This window comes from Mesorhizobium sp. M2A.F.Ca.ET.039.01.1.1 (genome assembly GCF_003998035.1).
GTDB lineage: Bacteria > Pseudomonadota > Alphaproteobacteria > Rhizobiales > Rhizobiaceae > Mesorhizobium.
Window position 1 is genome coordinate 1 of the sequence record NZ_RZRY01000724.1, and the last position, 3,002, is coordinate 3,002.

The 3,002-nt window shown below is 65.1% G+C and carries 5 protein-coding genes and 2 pseudogenes; 6 read left to right on the forward strand and 1 reads right to left on the reverse strand.

Going from position 1 to position 3,002, the window contains the following annotated elements; all coding sequences use genetic code 11:
• Positions 1-545 (forward strand): annotated as a pseudogene (locus EOA24_RS32545) (alpha/beta hydrolase); the annotation flags it as partial.
• Between the two features lie 45 nt (positions 546-590).
• Here EOA24_RS32545 and EOA24_RS32550 read toward each other — a convergent pair.
• The gene (locus EOA24_RS32550) at positions 591-815 is read right to left on the reverse strand and encodes a hypothetical protein (protein WP_126083266.1); all 225 of its coding nucleotides are present in this window, start codon (positions 813-815) and stop codon (positions 591-593) included.
• A 439-nt stretch (positions 816-1,254) separates the two neighbouring features.
• Here EOA24_RS32550 and EOA24_RS42000 point away from each other — a divergent pair.
• The 5 genes and pseudogenes from EOA24_RS42000 to EOA24_RS32575 form a co-directional block, all read left to right on the forward strand.
• A pseudogene (locus EOA24_RS42000) lies at positions 1,255-1,350 on the forward strand (KGG domain-containing protein); the annotation flags it as partial.
• A gap of 156 nt (positions 1,351-1,506) precedes the next feature.
• A complete protein-coding gene (locus tag EOA24_RS32560; protein ID WP_126083267.1) occupies positions 1,507-2,001 on the forward strand; it encodes a hypothetical protein in 495 nt (164 codons plus the stop codon).
• 28 nt (positions 2,002-2,029) lie between these two features.
• Positions 2,030-2,248 carry a hypothetical protein gene (locus tag EOA24_RS32565; protein WP_126083268.1) on the forward strand — a complete coding sequence of 73 codons (219 nt, stop codon included), beginning with the start codon at positions 2,030-2,032 and terminating at the stop codon, positions 2,246-2,248.
• Between the two features lie 25 nt (positions 2,249-2,273).
• Positions 2,274-2,471: a hypothetical protein gene (locus EOA24_RS32570; RefSeq protein WP_126083269.1), complete on the forward strand. Its 198-nt coding sequence runs from the start codon at positions 2,274-2,276 to the stop codon at positions 2,469-2,471.
• Between the two features lie 57 nt (positions 2,472-2,528).
• Entirely contained in the window at positions 2,529-2,849 is a 321-nt protein-coding gene (locus EOA24_RS32575) for a plasmid stabilization protein (protein WP_127257928.1), read from the forward strand.
• Positions 2,850-3,002: the final 153 nt, after the last annotated feature.

A 3,002-nucleotide genomic window follows, 5' to 3' on the forward strand; every position in this document is an offset into this window, starting at 1 on the left:
CATCCGGATCGCGTCGAAAAGCTCGCTGTGCTCGACATCATTCCCACCGCCGATGCCTGGGACCGCGCCGACGCAAGACTGGCCCTCGGCTACTGGCCGTGGTCGTTGCTGGCGCAACCCGAGCCGCTGCCGGAGACGATGCTCGCGGCCGCCGCCGATGCCATCGTCGACAATGCGCTTTCCGGCTGGGGATCGTCGTCCGACGCGTTCCCGCCCGGGGTGCGGCAACTCTATGTCGACGCGCTGCGCGACCCGGCGCACATCCATGCCATTTGCGAAGAATATCGCGCGGCGGCATCCCTCGACCGCGAGCACGACCATGCCGACCGGAAGACCGGCCGGCGGATCGCCTGCCCGCTGATGGCCCTATGGAGCGAGCATGGCGCGCTGGCCGAATGGTACGTCGAGCAAGGCGGCCCTGAAGCGCTGTGGCGAAACTGGGCCGACGACGTCAGCGGCGGCGCTTGCCCGGCGGTCATTTCTTTCCGGAGGAGTCGCCGATCGAAACGGCAGCCACGCTCGACGCATTCTTCTCCGGAAGATAGCCCTGCGGGCGTTGCGCGGGCCCGCCAGGCGCCCGACGGGACGGTTCACGCAAGCATCAGGTAAAGCAACGGCGCCGCCGCAAGGCCGATCGCCATTGCGATAAGCGCGGCATGGCCCAGACGCTCCGCGCGCCTGGCGATGTCGGCTATCTCAGCCTCATCATTGATGTCGTCGAGGAATGAAAGATCGAAAGGCGCGGCAGGTTGATTGTCGTTGGCAGGCAGGGTTTCGGCATCCTGCCGGGCGGGCTTTGTAGAGATATAGGTCAAAACGGCGTCTCGCTCCGGGCCCGGCTACGCGGCCTTCTTGTTCGTGGATATTGGTGCCCGCCGACTTGCGCGGGGGGCGATCGGCGGGAACCAGTACGGCCGGCGATGAAGGGGTTTTCTCGTCGGCCGCTCACCAATTCGCAGAAAGCCCATTGGTTGCACAAGCCAGTCCAATGCGCTTGCCGGGTCGGACTTCAGTCGGGCGGAGTCACGAAATATTTCGGGCGGAACATCGGTTGCCCGCGCTTGTTCCCCCTACTCAAGGATGTCGAACGCGTCCTTGATTCAACCCTGAAGAACAATCCGAACCAACGGAGAATTGGATATGCCCAATCAAGGCGGAACCCACGAACAGCACGTCAAGGCCGGCCAGCAGAGCCACAAGAACCGCGACGATCAGCGTCGCGGCGGCGGACAGCAGCAGGCCGAGGACCGCAATATGGGTCAGCGGAGCGCGGGCCAGCACAGGGGCGGCAGCGGCAACTTCGCTGAAGACCGTCAGCGCGCCTCGGAAGCAGGCCGCAAGGGCGGCCAGCGCTGAATTCAAGATGGCGTCCGCGGACGCGGGCGCCATCTCATTTGCCCGGCGCGATCGACCCGGGATGGAACATCTTCCCCGTCCTCCAGTTGACCTTAGGAGCGGCCGCCGTAGCAGGCTGCCGTCGCCGCAGGATGTTCAACGGAGGCACCAATGTCCTTGCATTCCCTTCACCCCGAACGCGTCGATGAGACCCGCATGCAGGCCTATTCGACCTTCGGTCCCCTGCTGATCCATGCCTTGGCGCAAAAACTTGCGCGCTGCCAGGGCGTGCGTGAATTGGACAAGATCGAACAGTCGCTGGTGCGCCTGGTCGAGGAGACAGACGTCGCCGCTCCGGATGCCGAGGCCATGAAGGAGTTCGCGGTCGAGCTCGTCGTGTCGACGCTGCGCAACGCGCGTGAGCATCCCGACGCCAAGCAGGAACTGGAACCAATCGACGAGCGCCGCACGGAAGGCCGCTCGGAGGATCCGGACACACTGGAAGAGCAGTTGCAGTCTGGCCTCGAGGACAGCTTTCCGGCCAGCGATCCGCCGGCCGTGGTTTCCACCGCGATCACCGGCGGCTCCAAGGACATCGTCGGGACCGACGAAGTGCTGCGCCGCAAGAAGGAAGCACGCCGCAAGCAGTCGGAGGCGGCGGACTGACACGGCGCCGAAGCGAAGGAGACGCGCAATGACGCAGGCAAACGACAACATGCCGCACCGGCCGGGCGGCGCGAACGCGCCACGCGGCGGCACGCTGCCGACCAAGGGCGGCGACGATCCCGACGTGCGGTTCCTGGCCGAGAACACCGACCTTTCGCCGAAGCAGGCGCGCGAGTTGATCCGCGAGCACGGACACGACCGCGCCAAACTGCTGGAGATCGCACGAACCATGAAGGCGGAAGGCTGAACGCCCTCCGGAAAGCGAGGCAAGGATGAGCAATTCACCGAAGAAGGGACCAGCCGGCACGACCGATCAATGGCCGCGCTGGGAAGGCCCGAAGGCCAACAGGCCGCGCGGCTACCTGCCGCCGAAGGACGATCCCGACGAGAACCGCGACGCCGCCGGCGAGAACAACAAGGACCCGGAACGCTCCGACCTTGGCGACGTCGCCAAGAAGAAGGGCGATTGAAGGGCCTGGCTTTCACTCAGCGCAACGCTTTCACTCAGCGCAACAAGGAGAAGAAAAATGCCACGTGGCGACAAATCGAAATACACCGACAAGCAGGAACGCAAGGCCGACCATATCGCCGAAGGCTACGAGAAGCGCGGCGTCTCGGAGAAGGAAGCGGAGCGGCGCGCCTGGGCGACCGTCAACAAGGACGATGGCGGCGGCAAGAAGGAAGGCGGATCGGGACGCGGCAAGCACACCGGCCATCCGGCCGCGCATAAGGGCGGCAAGATGGGCGGCAAGGCCTCTGGCGAGCGTTCCGCGGCGGACAGATCGGCTTCGGCGAAGAAGGCTGCCGCGACGCGCAAGCGCAATGCGGAGCACCACGCGCATCATTGAGCGGCCTCCTCCTTCTCCCCTTGTGGGCAGGGCTGTCCGGGGAAAGGTTCGGGTGAATCGAAATGCCGCATGTGCATGCCCCGTAAGACGGGGATTTTCCGTCTACCTTCTGGTTGTCGAGACTCAGAAAGGGAACGGGGCATGCGCTTTACG